We start from the raw sequence: 15132 nt of genomic DNA, 5'->3' as shown, positions 1-15132 counted from the left end.
GACCGCTCTCCGACCGAGGGCTCAGCCCTTGGCGATGTTGGCCGCGATCTCCTTGGCCGCGGCGTCGAGCCGCTCCTTGGCGCCGGCCTTGCCGGCGATGATGTCGGCAGTCGCCTGGCCGAAGGGGCCCCAGACCGAGTTCATCGCCGGGATGTTCGGCATCGGCTTACCGTCGACGCCGGCCTCGTACCAGGCCTTGACGTCGGGGTCGCTCGCCGAGACCTCGTCGTAGGCCTCCTTGAGGGCCGGCGGACGCTTGCCGACCTCGAAGAGGGCGAGCTGGACGTCCTTGCGCGGGATGTAGTTCGTGACGAACTCCTGCGCGAGCGCGGCGTTCTTGGCCTTGCTCGAGACGTAGAACATCTGGACGCCGAGGAACGGCTTCATGGCACCGCCACCGGTGAGGCTGGGCAGCGGGGCGATGCCGTAGTTGATGCCGGCCTCCTTGGCCTTGGCAACGCTCCACGGGCCGCTGATCATGAACGGGGCCTTCTTCGTGTCGAAGAGGGCATCCTGGTTCGTGTCGTCGACGTTGGTCGAGAGGACCTTCTTCTTGCCGAGGTCGGCCAGGATGTCACCACCCTTGACGGAGCCGGCGCTGTTGACGAGCAGCTTGTTCGGGTCGTAGTCGCCGTTGTCCTTCGTGGCGAAGATGCCACCGTCCGGGAAGGCCGAGAGGTACGGGTACGCGAAGTACGCGTTGCCGACCTTGGAGACGAACTGCGAGAGGACCTGCTTGGCCTTGCCCTCCTTGACGAGCTTCTCGCCGGTGGCGACCAGCTCGTCCATCGTCTTCGGCGGGTTGGGGACGAGGTCCTTGTTGTACATGAGGCCGATGTTCTCGACGGCGTAGGGCACGCCGTAGGACTGGCCGTTGAACTTCGTGGCCGCGATGGCGTTCGGAAGGAACTTGGCGGCGACGTCGGACGAGAGGTTGACCGGCGCGACGGTGGAGTTCTGGACGAGCTCACCGAGCCAGTCGTGGGCGCCGACGATGACGTCGGGACCCTTGCCGACCTTGGTCGCGTCCTTGAACTGGGTGCGGGTGTCAGTGGCGATCTGGACCTTGACCGACACGCCGTTCTCGGAGGCGAACTGGTCGGCGTACTTCTGGACGGCCTTGGAGCGGTCGGCGTCGGTCCAGATGACGAGGTCGACGTTGGCGTCGCGGACGGGAGCAGCGGTGCCGCTCGGCGTCTCCGGAACGCCGCTGCTGGTCGCCTTGCTCGTGCCGGCGCCGCCGGTGTCGGACGGGGTGGTGGGGCTGGACCCACCGCAGGCGCTGAGGGCCAGGGCGGCAACACCCGTGACGGCAGCAGCGCCGAGCGCACGCTTGTGCATGGATTCTCCTTTGAAGCCAGGTGGCACACGCCGCCACCGGTTGCCGAAATCTAGCAAGAAGTTGCAACGATGATCCAGTCATCTTGCAGCAACTTTTTGCAACGTTCTGGACACAGCCCGGATCGGCGCCTGGCGCGACAGGGTGGACGTGGGGTGGCCAAGCCGCCCGGCATGGGCCATGATGACGATGCCTGCTCACCTGGGCAGGCAGCACCTTTACAACGGATCGTCCGGCACGTTCCTGCCGGTGAAGGAAGGCAAAGAAGCCATGGCAACAGTGACGTTCGACAACGCGACGAGGCAGTACCCGGGAAACCCGGTCCCCTCCGTCGACAAGCTCAACATCGAGATCGCGGACGGAGAGTTCCTCGTCCTCGTCGGTCCCTCCGGATGTGGCAAGTCCACCTCCCTGCGCATGCTCGCCGGCCTCGAGGAGGTCAACGGCGGACGCATCCTCATCGGTGACCGCGACGTGACGAACCTGTCCCCCAAGGACCGCGACGTCGCGATGGTGTTCCAGAACTACGCGCTCTACCCGCACATGTCCGTCGCCGACAACATGGGCTTCGCGCTCAAGATCGCCGGTGTCGACAAGAGCGAGATCCGCAAGCGCGTCGAGGAGGCGGCCAAGATCCTCGACCTCGAGCCGTACCTCGACCGCAAGCCGAAGGCCCTCTCGGGTGGCCAGCGTCAGCGTGTCGCCATGGGCCGCGCCATCGTCCGCTCGCCCCAGGTGTTCCTCATGGACGAGCCGCTGTCCAACCTCGACGCCAAGCTGCGCGTGCAGACACGCACGCAGATCGCCTCGCTGCAGCGTCGCCTCGGCGTCACGACGGTCTACGTCACGCACGACCAGATCGAGGCCATGACGATGGGCGACCGCGTCGCGGTCCTCAAGGACGGCCTGCTCCAGCAGTGCGACACCCCGCGTCGGATGTACGACCACCCGTCCAATGTCTTCGTCGCCGGCTTCATCGGGTCTCCGGCCATGAACCTGCTCGACGTCCCGCTCACCGAGTCGGGCGCCGACTTCGGTGGCCACGCGGTGCCGATCGAGCGGGGCCTGCTCGGCGGCGTCGGCAAGCACATCACGATGGGTGTCCGCCCGGAGGACCTCGAGGTGGCCGAGGACGGCACCGGCCTGGCCGTCACGGTCGACGTCGTCGAGGAGCTCGGCGCCGACGCGTACATCTACGGCTCGACCAAGGCGCACCAGATCGACATCGAGGGCGACGAGGAGACGGGCAAGCCGTTCATCGCCCGCGTCGACGGTCGCCGTCCCCCGGAGAAGGGCCAGGTCCTGCACCTCAAGCCGAAGCAGGGTCACGTCCACCTGTTCAACCCGGAGTCGGGCGAGCGCATCGGCGACTGAGCGCACGACGCGCCGACGGCACACGGCACCGGGCCGGCACCCCTCCACGGGGTGCCGGCCCGGTGCCGTCTGCAGTTCTCTGCCTCGCGACGGGGGCGCTCGCGCTGTGGGCCGATCGACGCCCGACGCGCGCGCGTGCCACGATGAGCGCGTGACCCTCGAGATCACCACCGCAAGACCCGAGTCCGCCCTGCTCGACCTGCCCTGGTCGACGCCCCTCGAGGAATGGCCCGAGTCCTACCTCGCCGCCCTGCCTCGGGGCATCTCGCGTCACGTCGTCCGCTTCGTCAAGATGGGCCCGCGTGTGCTGGCTGTCAAGGAGATCAAGGACGACATCGCCGACCGTGAGTACGCCATGCTGCGCAACCTGCGCCGCCTCGACGTGCCCAGCGTCGAACCGTTCGGCGTCGTCCACGGCCGCACCACCGCCGACGGCGAGCCGCTCGACGCCTGCCTCATCACCCGACACCTGCAGTTCTCGTTGCCGTACCGCGCGCTGTACAGCCAGAACCTGCGGCCCGACACCGCAGTGCGTCTCATGGACGCGCTCGCGCTGCTCCTCGTGCGCCTGCACCTCGAGGGGTTCTGGTGGGGCGACGTGTCCCTGTCCAACACCCTCTTCCGCCGTGACGCGGGCGCCTTCGCCGCCTACCTCGTCGACGCAGAGACAGGAGAGCTCCACCCGCGCCTGTCCAACGGGCAACGCGAGCACGACCTCGACATCGCCAGGGTCAACATCGCGGGCGAGCTCATGGACCTCTCGGCCGGCGGCTTCCTCGAGCAGCACGCCGACCCGTTCGAGGTGTCTGCGTCGATCATCGAGCGCTACCACACCCTCTGGGACACGCTCACCGGCACCGAGCGCTTCGAGCTCGGCGACCGGTGGCGCGTCGACGAGCGCATCCGCCGCCTCAACGAGCTCGGCTTCGACGTCGACGAGCTGTCGATCGCCACCGACATCGGCGGCACCGAGATCGTCATCACCCCCAAGGTCGTCGACGCCGGTCACCACTCGCGCCGCCTGCTGCGCCTCACCGGCCTCGACGTCGGAGAGAACCAGGCTCGTCGCCTGCTCAACGACCTCGACGCCTACACGGCCGCGACCGACCGTCAGGGCGAGGACGAGGAGATCGTGGCCCATGACTGGCTGGCGAAGGTCTACGAGCCGGTCACGCGGGCCGTTCCGCGCGAGCTGACCGGACGCCTCGAGCCGGCCGAGATCTTCCACGAGGTCCTCGAGCACCGCTGGTACATGAGCGAGCGGGCCGGGCGTGACACCCCGATCGACGAGGCCCTGCGTGACTACGTCGCCACGGTCCTCCCTGCCAAACCCGAGGAGAAGTCCGTCCTCGGGGTCGACACCGAGGAGATGCCCGTCATCAGCCGCCTCGACTGAGCGTCAACGGCCCTCGGCGTACGCCGTCAATCCGACCTGGCGTCGGCGGTGACCTCACCGGCGGGCCCGGAGAGGATCTGGCCGAAGAGGACGACGATCCAGAGCAGGAACGTGAGGACGTGGACTGCCGTGCACCACAGGCAGATCGCGTGGATGCGGTACAGCTCGGCCCACACGAGGTAGAGCGCCATGCCCAGTCCGATCGTGACCCAGCCGAGGCGCGCCGGGTCGAGCCATCGCTCCCGCCGGTGCCAGGTGCTCGGCCAGCAGAGGCCGAGCAGCGCCACGAAGAAGAGGAGGCCGAGCAGCGCCACGGGCACCCCCATGAAGGTGCTCCACGCGGACGTGGTGACCTTCGCGCAGTCGACGACGCCACCGATGCTGCAGGCGAGGGTGGCGTTGGCCGTGAAGTGCTCGAACGTCAGGTAGGCCGACACGATCAGGCCGGCCACCACGAGACCGAGCGAGACGGGCGCGAGCCACCCCGGCCGCTCCCGACCAGCGGGCTGGGGGCCGACGCCGGCCGTCGCGGTGTCGTCGCGTAGCGAGCTCATCGGGTCAACGCTTGAGCAGGACGGACGCCGACATGACGCCCTGGCTGGTGCACACGTTGGCCGGCTGGCCCTTCGTCTGCTCACAGATCTGGGCCGTGATCATGTTGATCGCCGGGGTCACCGTCTTGCCGATGTCGGAGGTCGGGTCCTGGATGCCGGCGATGACCTGGTCGTACGTCTTGCCCTCGAAGACGTTGGCGTCGACCGTCGCGCCGCTCGTCGCATGCGTGCCGCCGTAGGTGATCCACGGGATGCCGCCGCCCGGGTTGAACTTCTGGAAGAGCGCGAGGTTCTCGCCGTCGAGCTTCTGGAGCGGCTTGCCCTCGCGGTCCTGGGTCTCGACGGCCTGGAAGGCGACGACGTCACTCGTGTACGTCGCGTCCTTGAACGAGAACGTCGGGGTGTCCGGGTGGACGTCGGTGCTCGAGCTCGTCGTCTCGGTGATGCCGGTGAACGTCCCGAAGCGCGACAGCGCCCCGATGAGGGCCCAGCGCTCCATGGCGCAGAACGGGCAGTACTCGGCGCCGACGTAGAGCACCTTGGGCTTGCCGTCCTGGGTCAGGGCCGTACCGCCCTCGACCTTCGCCGGGGCCTGGGCGGGGGTCGGCGCGGGCGCCTTGTCGAAGACGGTGGCGGGCAACTTCTCGAGCGTTGCCAGCGCGGCCGCTCCCCCGCTGGCCGCGGGAGCATCCTGTGGGCGGTTCGAGATCACGACGCCGAGGACCACGGCGATGACGACCACGACGATCGCGACCGAGGCCGCGATGACCTGCGTCCGTTGACGGTCCTTGCGTGCGGCCTCAGCGCGCAGCTGGGCGGCTCGGGCCGCGGTCTCGGCACGGTTGCTCTTCGCCACGTATCCGTCCTTCTGTCGGTCCCGCTGCTCACTCGCAGCGACGCTTGGTACTACACGTCGTAGTGGATCTCGGTAGAACTCTACCGATCACTCCCTGACCAGCGTCGCAGGCCCGGTTGGAGTTCCCTGTGAGCCGTAGGAGCGTCAGCCGCGCCTCTGCCGCGCGATCTCGTAGAGGGTGACCCCCGTCGCTAGCCCGGCGTTGAGCGACTCGACGGCCGAGCTCATCGGGATCGAGACGATCTGGTCGCACGTCTCGCGCACGAGGCGCGAGAGCCCCTTGCCCTCGGAGCCGGTCACGATGACGAGCGGCTCGGACGCGAGGGCCAGGTCGGGCAGCTCGACGTCGCCGTCCATGTCGAGGCCGAGGATGAAGAAGCCGGCCTTCTTGAACTCCTCGAGCGCGCGGGTCAGGTTGCTCGCCCGCGCGACGGGGATGCGGGCGGCGGCCCCGGCCGACGTCTTCCACGCCGACGCGGTCATGCCGACCGAGCGACGCTCGGGCACGACGACGCCGTGGCCGCCGAACGCCGCGACGGAGCGCACGATCGCGCCCAGGTTGCGCGGGTCGGTGATGCCGTCGAGCGCGACGACGAGCGGGATGCCGGGCATCTCGGGGTCGATGAGGTCGTTCGGGTGCGCGTAGTCGTAGGGCGGCACCTGCAGGGCCATCCCCTGGTGGACGCCGCCGTCTGTGAGCCGGTCGAGCTCGCCGCGCGGCGTCTCGAGGATGGCGAGCCCGCGCTCGGTCGCCAGCTTGAGCGCCTCCCTGACGCGGTCGTCGGTGTCGATGCGCGTGGCGATGTACATCGTCGCCACGGGGACGTCGGCGCGCAGGGCCTCGACGACCGAGTTGCGGCCGTAGACCATCTCGCTCGAGGCCTTGGTCCTCCGCGCCGTACCGCGGCCGCCGGCTGCCCCCGGTCCCCCGGGTCCCCCGGAGCGCTTGGCGACGGCTCTGGCCCGCTTGTGCGCGGGGTGGTACTCGCGGTCGGCGGCCTTGGGCGTCGGCCCCTTGCCCTCGAGCCCGCGGCGGCGCTGGCCACCCGAGCCGACGGTCGCGCCCTTGCCGCTCTTGCGGACCGCGCCGCGACGCTGGGAGTTGCCTGGCATGTCAGCCCTGTGCCTTCTCGGCCCCGGGGGCCGCGTTCGTGGAGTCGGGGTCAGTGGTGCCGCGCGACGAAGGGCGCGCGAGCGACCACTGGGCCCCGGACGGGGTGTCGGTGATCTCGATACCGACCGCGCTGAGGGTGTCGCGGATCTCGTCGGCCCGGGCGAAGTCGCGCTCCTGACGGGCCGTCTGGCGGGCGTCGAGCTGGGCACGCACGAGCGCCTCGAGCGCCACCGTCGCGGCGGCCTCCTCGCCGTTGCCGCCGGCGCCCCAGTGCGGGGCGAGCGGGTTGACGCCGAGCACGTCGGTCATCGCGACCACCGAGCCGGCGGCCGCGAGCGCCGCCTCGTCGTCGTCCTCGTCGAGCGCACTGTTGCCGGCGCGGACCGTGTCGTGGACGACGGCGAGCGCACCGCTGACCCCGAGGTCGTCGTCCATCGACTCGACGAACGCGGCCGGCAGGTCGGCCACGGCCAGAGGCACGATCGTGCCGCGACGGCCGGCTCTCTCGAGGAAGCCCTCGATGCGCTCGACCGCCGCGGCCGCCTCGTCGAGCGAGCCGGGGTGGTACTCGATCATCGAGCGGTAGTGCGCGGCCGTGAGGTAGTAGCGCAGCACGATCGGACGCGTGTTCTCGAGCAGGTGGCGCACCTCGAGGGAGTTGCCGAGCGACTTGCCCATCTTCTGGCCCTTCACCGTGACCCACGCGTTGTGCAGCCAGTAGCGGGCGAAGCCGAGACCGGCCGCGCGCGACTGCGCCTGCTCGTTCTCGTGGTGCGGGAAGCGCAGGTCGATGCCGCCGCCGTGGATGTCGAACTCGTCTCCCAGCCAGCGGCGCGCCATCGCGGAGCACTCGAGGTGCCACCCGGGCCGACCCACCCCGAACGGCGTCGGCCACGAGGCGCTCTCGGGCTCCTCGGCCTTGCGGCCCTTCCAGAGGGCGAAGTCCCGCGGGTCGCGCTTGCCGCGCGGGTCGGCGTCCTCGGCGGCCACCATGTCGTCGAGCGACTGGTTGGACAGGGAGCCGTACTCCGGCCAGGAGCGCACGTCGAAGTACACGTCGCCGCTGCCGTCCGGGGCGGCATACGCGTGGCCCTTCTCGATGAGCGTCTCCATGAGCGTGACCATGTCGGGCACGTGCCCGGTGGCGCGCGGCTCGTAGGTAGCCGGCTCGACACCGAGCGCATCGAGCGCCTCCGTCGTCAGGCGCTCGTTGCGGTAGGTCAGGGCGAACCATTCCTCGCCCGCCTCGGCCGCCTTGCGCAACACCTTGTCGTCGATGTCGGTGACGTTGCGCACGAGGGTCACGTCGTAGCCGTGCCCCGTCTCGAGCCAGCGGCGCAGCACGTCGAACGCGACGGCGAAGCGGATGTGCCCGATGTGCGGAGCGCCCTGCGTCGTGAGCCCACAGATGTACATGCCGACCTTGCCCGCCTCGCGCGGCGTGAAGTCGCGCAGCTCTCGGGTCGCGGTGTCGAACAGTCGTAGGCTCACCCGCCGAAGTCTATCGGCGCGCCACGCTGCGCCCGACCAGACGAGCAACCGGCCGTTACGCTCGGCGCCATGGCGCAACCGCGGCTCACGAGCTACGAGCGGCTCGACGGCACTGAGGTGCGCGCGGTCATCGCCTACCTCGGCGAGCGCATCGACGGCTACCTGCCCAGGCACCCGGGCCTGCGCGCAGCGACGGATGAACTCGGCACGGTCGTCGATGGTCTGCAGGACCGCCGCCGTCGTGCTCCGGTGCAGCGGGCCGCCCTGAAGTGGACCTCGCGCGTCCTCATCCTCGTCGTGCTCGGCGTCTCGGTCGTTGCGGTCGTCACGGCGGTGCGCGACGCCGTCGCCACTGCCGCCTCCCGCGCGGCGTTCGAGTGGCTGCCCGTCATCGAGAGCCTCATCAACGACCTCGTCTTCGCCGGCATCGCGATCTGGTTCCTGCTCTCGCTCGCCGACCGGGTCGTGCGCAACGACCTGATCCGCCGGCTGCACCGGCTGCGGTCGCTCGCGCACATCATCGACATGCATCAGATGAGCAAGGACCCGGCGTCACTCCTGCCCGACACCGAGCCGGCCGCTCCGCTTGGCCCCGAGGTCGTCAGCCCCCGCACCATGTCTGTGCGCGACTACGCGCTCTACCTCGACTACTGCTCTGAGCTGCTGTCGCTGACGTCGAAGGCCGCTGCCCTGTGCGCCGAGGAGTCGACCGACGCTCTCGTGCTCGACACCGTCAGCGAGATCGAGAACCTCACGACCGGTATGAGCCGCAAGATCTGGCAGAAGATCAGCCTGCTGCGCGACACTCCTCACACATGAAGGGCCACCCGCGGCACGATTGACACTCGAGCCTCACTCGAGTGGTCGTGTCGTACGCCTTCGGCCACACGGCATACGCCGTCGAGGTCGTATGCCGTGTCGTGGGACGGGGCTCACCGCTCGCGCTCGTCGCGGCGTGTCGACTCGTCCTCGCGCCGGTCGAAGGTGGCGCGCTCGTCACGATCACGGTCGGCGTCGGGGGTGAGGCGGTTGCCCTGCTCGTCGACGCGGTAGCCCTCCTTGTCGGTGCGCACGTCGGGGTCGTGCCGGTCCGCCTCGCGCAGCTGCTCGTCCCGCTCGCGCCGGACGGACTGGGCCTCACCAGCCCTCGCCTGCGCCTCTGTCGCCAGGCGCTCGGCCTCGACCTGGCGCTTCTGCGCCTCCGCACGAGCCAGATCCGAGCGGGCCCGCGCCTCTGTCGCGCTCGCCTCCTGCTCGCGCAGGTCCTGGTCGTGCTCGGAGGCGTGCTCCCTGATCTCGGCTGCCTTCTCCCGCTTGGCCTCCACCCGCCGCCCCCGGCTGCGGGCCATCACCAACGCGACGATGGCGATCACGACGATCACGGCCACGACGATCCAGATGATGGTGCTCGTTTGCATGCCGTCCTCCTGGTAGAGCCCACGGGCGACGTCAAGCCGCTCCACCTGTCGGCGTACCCGTCAGGCTGGCCGCCCAAGCGCCGGGAGGTCGTCAGGCAGCAGCACCACGGACGACGAGGGCGGTGGCGACGGCGGCGACGCCCTCGCCGCGGCCGGTGAGGCCGAGACCGTCGGTCGTCGTGCCGCTCACCGACACGGGTGCGCCCGCAGCCCCGGAAAGCGCGGCCTCGGCCTCGGCGCGGCGGGTGCCGACCTTGGGCCGGTTGCCGACGACCTGGACGGCGATGTTGCCGATCTCGAAGCCGGCCTCCCGCACGAGCCGGGCGGCCTCGGCGAGCAACGTGACGCCGGAGGCACCGGCGAGCTCCGGTCGCGACGTGCCGAAGTGGGCACCCAGGTCGCCGATGCCGGCGGCGGAGAAGATCGCGTCGCAGGCGGCGTGCGCCGCGACGTCGGCGTCGGAGTGGCCCTCGAGGCCTCGTTCACCGGGCCAGTGCAGTCCACCCACCCAGAGCTCCCGGTCCGAGCCCTCGGGTGCGAAGGAGTGGACGTCGAGGCCGACGCCGACGCGTGGGAGCCCGGCCATCACGCGTCCTTCCAGTCGATCGGGCCGCGGTGCACCTTGTGCGGCGCGGCCTGGGCGACGGGCTTGATGACCATGGTGTCGAGGTTGACGTGCTGCGGCAGTCCGACAGCGAAGCCGACACACTCCGCGACGTCGTCCGCGACGAGCGGCCGGTCGACACCCTCGTAGACCTTCTCGGCCGCTGCTTGGTCGCCGTGCAGGCGCGTCAGGGAGAACTCCTCGGTGCGCACCATTCCGGGCCTGATGTCGACGACGCGGATGTTCTCGCCGTTGAGCTCGAGGCGCAGCGTCTCCGACACGACCGACGTGCCGTGCTTGGCCGCGACGTAGCCTGCCCCACCCTCATAGACCCGCTCCCCCGCGATGGAGCTGATGTCGACGATCGTGGCCCGGGCCGAACGCCGCAGCAACGGCAGGACGGCCTGGGTGACGCGAAGCGCACCGACGACGTTCGTGGCGTACATCTGCTCCCATTCGGCGGGGTCGGCGTCCTCCACGCGGGTCACGCCGAGCGCGCCGCCCGCGTTGTTGACGACGACGTCGCAGCGGTCGAGTGAGCCGACTCCAGCGGTCACCGACTCGGGCTCGGTGACGTCCATGACGAGGGCCCGGGCGGACCCACCGTCACCCTCGATGGCGGCCACGACCTCGTCGAGCTTCTCCCGGCGGCGTCCGGCGACGACGACGTCGAAGCCGTCACGGGACAGGCGTCTCGCGATGGCGGCCCCGATGCCGGTGCCACCCCCCGTGATGAGGGCGGTGGGTCGGGACTGGCCGGTGCTCGGGTGCTCGCTCGTCACCCAGCCGAGGATATGCGGCCCACCGAGTCGATGTACGCGGTGGTCAAGCGTGACCGCCGAAGACGTCGACCGCGCCGGACAGGAGGTCCGACTCGGCTGTCAGGGACAGTCGAGAAGGCGAGCGGCGGCGTCGAGGTCGGCCGGCGTCGTCACCTTGAGCGCGCGCGGGTCGCCGTCGACGACGAGGACCCGCTCGCCGAGGCGCTCGACGAGACCGGCGTCGTCGGTCGCGTCGCTCGACACGGCGTGCGCCCGCTCGAGAACGTCCCGTCGGAAGCCCTGGGGCGTCTGCACGGCCCGCAGAGCCGAACGCTCGGGCGTCCCCACCACGAACCCGGCCTCGTCGACCTGCTTGATCGTGTCGACGACCGCGGTGCCGGGCACGACCGCAACGGCCCCGCCTGCCACGGCCGCGGCCACCCGGTCGAAGACCTCCACCGGCGTCAGGCAGCGCGCGGCGTCGTGGACGAGCACGATGTCGATCTCGCCGCCGAGGGCCCGCAGGCCGGCGGCCACGGAGTCGCCGCGGGCCGCCCCGCCGACGACCGTGGTCACGCGACTCGTCGACCCGGCCCCACGGCATACGTCCTCGGCGATGGACCGCGCGACCGAGCGGTGGGACTCCGGGGCGACCACCACCACCTCGGCGACGGCCGCACACGACAGAACCCCCCGAAGGGCGTGCCCGAGAAGGGGCACGCCCCCGAGGGGAACGAACGCCTTGGGGACTCCCGCCCCCAGACGTGAACCGGAGCCGGCCGCGACGACGATGACGCCGACGCGACCGGCTCCGGTCTCGCTGTTCAGAGTGCTGCTCGAATCAGGACGCGAGGACCTCGTCGAGGATGGTCTCGGCCTTCTCCTCGTCGGTCTTCTCTGCGAGCGCGAGCTCGGAGACGAGGATCTGACGGGCCTTGGCGAGCATCCGCTTCTCGCCCGCCGACAGACCGCGGTCCTGGTCACGACGCCAGAGGTCACGGACGACCTCGGCGACCTTGATGACGTCACCCGACGCGAGCTTCTCGAGGTTCGCCTTGTAGCGACGCGACCAGTTGGTCGGCTCCTCGGTGTGCGGGGTGCGCAGCACCTCGAACACCCGATCCAGACCCTCCTGGCCGACGACGTCGCGGACGCCCACGAGGTCGCAGTTCTCGGCGGGCACTTCGATCGTCAGGTCACCCTGAGCGACCTTGAGCTTCAGGTAGAGCTTGTCCTCTCCCTTGATCGTGCGTGTGTTGATCTCTTCGATCAGTGCAGCCCCGTGGTGGGGGTACACGACCGTCTCGCCGACCTTGAAAACCATGTGCTGTTTTCCCCTTTCGCGACCTCCAGATTATCACGAAGCTGTGCACATCGCGATCTCAGGATTTGGCATCGCCGCAGGTCAGAGCCACTGTGAGGGTCCACCAGGTGCTTGGTGACGTCTTGACAGAACGCCGTTCGGCGTGCATCGGACGAGCCGTCCACGTCCTCCGGCGCGGCTCCGGGAGGGCTTCGCGGTGGCCTTGCGGTCCGGTCTCGGGGGCCGCGCCGACGGGACTCGCCGCCGTGCGGAGGCGCACGGCTCGCGGCAACGGCTCGCCGGTAGGCTGTCGCCCGTGAACCGTCGATTCCCCGCCCTGACCGCCGCGCGTCGCCCGTCCACCCGCCGGGTGTCGGCGATCCTCGCCGGCGTGGCCCTCGCCGCCGTGACGACCGGATGCCAGGTCAACTCGCCCGTCCAGACCGACAACACCTACGTCCCGGCCGACGGCGTGCCGGCCACCGTGGGCCAGCTCGCGGTGCGCGACCTCGCCCTCGTCGGTGACGGCAACGGCACGGTGGTCATCTCCGGCTCGGCTATCAACCTCGGCAACGACAGCATGACCGTGCAGATCGCGCCGCAGGCCGGGGCCGACGCGACGACGCCCCCGTCGGGCTCGGAGCTCGAGCTCGCCCCGCGTGAGCAGGTCAACCTCACGACGAAGGGGCTGCAGCTGCGCGACGTCAAGACCAAGCCGGGCGGCCTCGTCCCCGTCGTCGTCACGTCGAGCGCGGGCGGCACGACCGTCGTCAAGGTGCCGGTCCTGCCCGCGAAGGGCTACTACTCCACGGTCACCCCCGCGCCGACCGGCAGCTGACCCTCCCGAGGTTTCCTGGCTCAGCTGGCCTCGAACTTGTAGCCGAGCCCCCGCACCGTGACGATGTGCACCGGGTTGGCGGGGTCGGGCTCGATCTTCGCGCGAAGGCGCTTGACGTGGACGTCGAGCGTCTTCGTGTCGCCCACGTAGTCGCTGCCCCAGACACGGTCGATGAGCTGCATCCGGGTCAGGACGCGGCCGGAGTTGCGCAGCAGCATCTCGAGCAGCTCGAACTCCTTGAGCGGCAAGGACGCCGACCGGCCCTGGACGCTGACGGTGTGACGTTCGACGTCCATCCGCACCGGCCCGGCCTCGAGCGTCGAGGGCAGCAGGTCCTCCGGCTCGGCCAGCCGGCGCAGCACGGCCTTGACGCGCGCGAGCAGCTCGCGGCTCGAGTAGGGCTTCGTGACGTAGTCGTCGGCACCGATCTCGAGGCCCACGACCTTGTCGATCTCGCTGTCCTTGGCCGTGAGCATGATGACCGGCACCGAGGAGCGCTGTCGCAGCGCGCGGCACACGTCGACTCCGGACAGGCCGGGCAGCATGAGGTCGAGCAGGACGAGGTCGGCGCCGTTCTTGTCGAACTCGGCCAGACCGTCGGGCCCCGTCTCGGCGACCGCGACGTCGTAGCCCTCCTTCTTCAGCAGGTAGGAGAGCGGGTCGGAGAACGACACCTCGTCCTCGACGATGAGAATGCGACTCAAGGTGTGGGCCTCTCGGGTCAGGCAACGTGGGGCTGGTGGGTGCTCGGGCTGGTGATCAGGGTGAAGCGGTCAGGCGTTGACGGAGGGGGCGGGGCCCGACCCGCGGGCCGACTCCGGCGCCGGGTCGGAGGGTGCGGGGTCGGGGGGTTCTGGGTCGGAGGGTTCGGGGTCAGCGTGTGGCGGGTCAGGCAGTGAGGGCTCGGGCCTCGAGCCGGCGGATGCTGCGGAGGCGGGCTCGATCGCGGTCGACGCGTTGGCCGCGGGCAGCTCGATCGTGAAGGTCGAGCCGCGGCCGGGCTCGGACCACACCGAGACGTTGCCGCCGTGGTTGTCGGCGACGTGCTTGACGATCGCGAGCCCGAGCCCGGTCCCGCCGGTCGTGCGCGAGCGGGCCGTGTCGACGCGGTAGAAGCGCTCGAAGATGCGCTGCTGCTCCTCTGCCGGAATGCCGAGTCCCTGGTCGGTGACCGAGACGTCGATGACGCCGGGGCGTCCGCGCCGCACCATGACGCCGACGCGGGTGTCGTCGTCGGAGTAGGCGATCGCGTTGCCGATGAGGTTGCTGACCGCGGTCGTCACGAGCTCCGCGTCGCCCCAGATCTCGCAGCCCTCGTCGATGGCGGCCACCAGCTCGATGCGGTGCTCGTCGGCGAGCAGGCGGCTGCGTTCGGTCGCATCGTGCGCGCACGCGCCGACGTCGATGATCGTCGGGTCCTTGACGGTGTCGGCGCCCTGGAGCCGGGACAGCTCGACGATCTCCTTGACGAGCCGGGTCAGGCGCGTGGACTCGACGCTGATCCGCCTGGCGAAGCGGGCGACGGCCTCGGGGTCGTCGTGCGCGTCGAGCACGGCCTCGGCCAGCAGCGAGATGCCACCCACGGGGGTCTTGAGCTCGTGGCTGACGTTCGCGAGGAAGTCGCGGCGGATCTCCTCGACCCGCGCCGCCTTGGACCGGTCCTCGACGAGGAGGAGCACGTGGTGCGCGCCGAGCGGGGCGACCCGCGCCGCGACGACGAGCCGACCTTCGCCGATGCCCTTCTGGAGGATCAGCTCGGCCTCGCGGATCAGGCCGTCGCGGCGTACGGCGCGCGCGAGGTGCAACAGCTCGGGGTGGACGAGCTCCTGCCCGCGGACCAGCCCCTGGGCGACGGCGGCCGGCGAGTTGTTGACGACGCGGTCCGACGAGTCGACGAGGATGCCGCTGGAGCGCAGGACGGCGATGACCTCACCGACACCCGGTGGGAGCGGCGGGTCGGGCAGCGTCGGCGTCTCGGCTGCGGTCGATCGGTCCGACAGGCGCACGGCCACCATCGCCAGGCCGCCCAGGGCGAGGCCGGCGATTCCACCGAGCGTTGCCGCGGTCGTCGGATCCACGACACT

Annotated in this window: 16 protein-coding genes; 4 read left to right on the top strand and 12 right to left on the bottom strand. The window is 70.3% G+C overall.

The annotated features are described in order from the left end of the window. Nucleotides 1-21 precede the first annotated feature (21 nt). Nucleotides 22-1341: a maltose ABC transporter substrate-binding protein gene (locus tag H9I49_RS21730; RefSeq protein ID WP_188032496.1), complete on the bottom strand. Its 1320-nt coding sequence runs from the start codon at nucleotides 1339-1341 to the stop codon at nucleotides 22-24. Nucleotides 1342-1609: 268 nt separating this feature from the next. Between H9I49_RS21730 and H9I49_RS21725 the strand changes: the two genes are divergently transcribed. Both H9I49_RS21725 and H9I49_RS21720 read left to right on the top strand, forming a co-directional pair. Next, complete coding sequence (locus H9I49_RS21725; RefSeq protein WP_188032495.1) at nucleotides 1610-2713, top strand: ABC transporter ATP-binding protein; 1104 nt, start codon at nucleotides 1610-1612, stop codon at nucleotides 2711-2713. 151 nt (nucleotides 2714-2864) lie between these two features. Next, nucleotides 2865-4109, top strand: a complete 1245-nt coding sequence (locus H9I49_RS21720; RefSeq protein ID WP_188032494.1) for a DUF4032 domain-containing protein — start codon at nucleotides 2865-2867, stop codon at nucleotides 4107-4109. A 26-nt stretch (nucleotides 4110-4135) separates the two neighbouring features. Here H9I49_RS21720 and H9I49_RS21715 read toward each other — a convergent pair whose 3' ends face one another. From H9I49_RS21715 to cysS, 4 genes are all read right to left on the bottom strand, one after another. Next, the gene (locus H9I49_RS21715) at nucleotides 4136-4663 is read right to left on the bottom strand and encodes a vitamin K epoxide reductase family protein (protein WP_188032493.1); all 528 of its coding nucleotides are present in this window, start codon (nucleotides 4661-4663) and stop codon (nucleotides 4136-4138) included. Nucleotides 4664-4667: 4 nt separating this feature from the next. Beyond that, complete coding sequence (locus tag H9I49_RS21710; RefSeq protein ID WP_188032492.1) at nucleotides 4668-5519, bottom strand: DUF929 family protein; 852 nt, start codon at nucleotides 5517-5519, stop codon at nucleotides 4668-4670. Between the two features lie 144 nt (nucleotides 5520-5663). Next, nucleotides 5664-6632 (bottom strand): 23S rRNA (guanosine(2251)-2'-O)-methyltransferase RlmB, encoded by a 969-nt coding sequence (rlmB, locus tag H9I49_RS21705; protein ID WP_188032491.1) that lies wholly within the window; start codon nucleotides 6630-6632, stop codon nucleotides 5664-5666. Nucleotide 6633: 1 nt separating this feature from the next. Next, nucleotides 6634-8124, bottom strand: a complete 1491-nt coding sequence (gene cysS, locus H9I49_RS21700; protein ID WP_188032490.1) for a cysteine--tRNA ligase — start codon at nucleotides 8122-8124, stop codon at nucleotides 6634-6636. Nucleotides 8125-8193: 69 nt separating this feature from the next. Between cysS and H9I49_RS21695 the strand changes: the two genes are divergently transcribed. Then, on the top strand, nucleotides 8194-8943 hold the full coding sequence (locus H9I49_RS21695) for a hypothetical protein (protein ID WP_188032489.1): 750 nt from the start codon (nucleotides 8194-8196) through the stop codon (nucleotides 8941-8943). Between the two features lie 113 nt (nucleotides 8944-9056). Here the strand turns inward: H9I49_RS21695 and H9I49_RS21690 are convergent, their stop codons facing one another. The 5 genes from H9I49_RS21690 to H9I49_RS21670 form a co-directional block, all read right to left on the bottom strand. Beyond that, entirely contained in the window at nucleotides 9057-9542 is a 486-nt protein-coding gene (locus H9I49_RS21690) for a hypothetical protein (RefSeq protein WP_188032488.1), read from the bottom strand. A 91-nt stretch (nucleotides 9543-9633) separates the two neighbouring features. Next, nucleotides 9634-10128: a 2-C-methyl-D-erythritol 2,4-cyclodiphosphate synthase gene (ispF, locus tag H9I49_RS21685; protein WP_188032487.1), complete on the bottom strand. Its 495-nt coding sequence runs from the start codon at nucleotides 10126-10128 to the stop codon at nucleotides 9634-9636. Next, nucleotides 10128-10928: an SDR family NAD(P)-dependent oxidoreductase gene (locus tag H9I49_RS21680; RefSeq protein ID WP_188032486.1), complete on the bottom strand. Its 801-nt coding sequence runs from the start codon at nucleotides 10926-10928 to the stop codon at nucleotides 10128-10130. The genes ispF and H9I49_RS21680 overlap by 1 nt, the downstream gene beginning before the upstream one ends. 99 nt (nucleotides 10929-11027) lie before the next feature. After that, nucleotides 11028-11699: a 2-C-methyl-D-erythritol 4-phosphate cytidylyltransferase gene (gene ispD, locus H9I49_RS21675; RefSeq protein WP_370587695.1), complete on the bottom strand. Its 672-nt coding sequence runs from the start codon at nucleotides 11697-11699 to the stop codon at nucleotides 11028-11030. Between the two features lie 49 nt (nucleotides 11700-11748). Then, complete coding sequence (locus tag H9I49_RS21670; RefSeq protein ID WP_030199704.1) at nucleotides 11749-12231, bottom strand: CarD family transcriptional regulator; 483 nt, start codon at nucleotides 12229-12231, stop codon at nucleotides 11749-11751. A gap of 295 nt (nucleotides 12232-12526) precedes the next feature. Here H9I49_RS21670 and H9I49_RS21665 point away from each other — a divergent pair, with 295 nt between their 5' ends. Continuing rightward, a complete protein-coding gene (locus tag H9I49_RS21665; protein ID WP_188032485.1) occupies nucleotides 12527-13048 on the top strand; it encodes a hypothetical protein in 522 nt (173 codons plus the stop codon). A gap of 20 nt (nucleotides 13049-13068) precedes the next feature. Here H9I49_RS21665 and H9I49_RS21660 read toward each other — a convergent pair whose 3' ends face one another. Together H9I49_RS21660 and H9I49_RS21655 are read right to left on the bottom strand one after the other, a co-directional pair. Continuing rightward, nucleotides 13069-13752, bottom strand: coding sequence for a response regulator transcription factor (locus H9I49_RS21660; RefSeq protein WP_188032484.1), 684 nt, complete (start codon nucleotides 13750-13752; stop codon nucleotides 13069-13071). A gap of 69 nt (nucleotides 13753-13821) precedes the next feature. Next, a complete protein-coding gene (locus tag H9I49_RS21655) occupies nucleotides 13822-15126 on the bottom strand; it encodes a sensor histidine kinase (RefSeq protein ID WP_370587692.1) in 1305 nt (434 codons plus the stop codon). Between the last annotated feature and the right edge of the window lie 6 nt (nucleotides 15127-15132).

It is taken from the genome of Terrabacter sp. MAHUQ-38, assembly GCF_014518425.1.
Classification (GTDB): Bacteria; Actinomycetota; Actinomycetes; order Actinomycetales; family Dermatophilaceae; genus Terrabacter.
The sequence above is the reverse complement of the archived record's forward strand: the minus strand, read 5'-3'. Positions and strand labels throughout refer to the sequence as shown.